Raw genomic sequence first — 467 nt, 5'->3', positions numbered from 1 at the left:
GCCAAGGGCGTGCGCCTGGCTGGCGTGGAGGCGATCGTGGCCGAAGGCTTCGAGCGCATCCACCGCACCAACCTGATCGGCATGGGCGTGCTGCCGCTGGAGTTCAAGCCGGGCACCACCCGCCTGACCCTGGGCATTGACGGCACCGAGACCTTCGATGTGATCGGCGAGCGCACCCCGCGCGCCGACCTGACCCTGGTCATTCACCGCCGCGACGGCCAGGACGTGATCGTGCCGGTCACCTGCCGGCTGGACAGCGACGAGGAAGTGGCGATCTACGAAGCCGGTGGCGTGCTGCAGCGCTTCGCCCAGGACTTCCTGGAAGGCGCCAAGGTGGCGTGATGCCGTGCTGAATGCCTGCCCCCCGGCCGCCGGGGGCGGGCTTGTCCGATACCAGGACGGGGCGCACACTGACTTGGCAAAAACTGCCAAAGGAGAGTTTCATGGCCACCATGAACATTTCGCTG

At 67.2% G+C, this 467-nt stretch carries 1 pseudogene; it reads left to right on the top strand.

From position 1 onward, the window contains the following. Positions 1–342, top strand: a pseudogene (locus ACYVTD_RS16550) (hypothetical protein); the annotation flags it as partial. Between the last annotated feature and the right edge of the window lie 125 nt (positions 343–467).

It is taken from the genome of Treponema sp. R6D11 (assembly GCF_054786075.1).
Note: the sequence above shows the minus strand (reverse complement) of the source record. Positions and strands in the feature narration are given on the sequence as shown.